Genomic DNA, 739 nt, shown 5'->3' with positions numbered 1-739 from the left:
CCCGGGAACCCCCTGCACGCTGCACCAACGCCCCGAACCGCCTGCACCCCACACCGGCTCCCCGGACCACCCTCACCCCGAACCGGCTCCCCGGACCGCCCAGACCCTGCACCAACGCCCCGACCCTCCACACCCCGCACCGACACCCGGGACCGATCAGACCTGTACCGTGTCACCCCTCCGGAACCCACCGGCTCCCCTGCCCCTCAGGGACCAGCACCAGCCCCCTCACCCTCTAGGGAGCAGCACCAGCTTCCTGACGTCTCCGGACTTACCGACCCGGCACCCCATTGCGCCCGCGACCGGAACCCCCACACGACCTTGCCCGAGCACGGCGCCCATGTCGCACCGCACCAGTGCCCCCGCCCACCTCGAACGTCAGTCCATGGTCGCCCGCGACGAAGGGCGGACAGAGCCGGCTCAGGCGCGCTCAGGTGTGGTCGATCTCACCGATCACCTGGGCGCCGAGCTCGCGCTCCAGCAGCGCCATGCCCGAGACCGCGTCCACGTCGGCGTCCGCGTCGTTGAGCGGGTCGACCTCGTCGGTGTCCTGGCCCTTGGAGCGGCCCGGGATCGCGTCCGGCCACGCCGCTGCGCCGGCGCGGGACGCGGCGCCCGCTCGGGGCGACGGGACGCGAGGGCCGGACTGCGCGGCCGCCTTCGCCGCCGACCGCGCGGCGGCCAGCCCGGCGCCCGTCGCCCCACCGCCGGGCGATCCGGTCTGCTGGGCGGCAGCGAC

At 75.2% G+C, this 739-nt stretch carries 1 pseudogene; it reads right to left on the bottom strand.

The annotated features are described in order from the left end of the window. Positions 1-430: 430 nt before the first annotated feature. Positions 431-739, bottom strand: a pseudogene (locus tag E1295_RS48290) (hypothetical protein); the annotation flags it as partial.

Origin of the sequence: Nonomuraea mesophila (assembly GCF_004352805.1) — a bacterium.
In the GTDB taxonomy this organism is placed as follows: Bacteria; Actinomycetota; Actinomycetes; order Streptosporangiales; family Streptosporangiaceae; genus Nonomuraea; species Nonomuraea longispora.
This window is presented reverse-complemented; position numbering and strand designations above follow the sequence as displayed.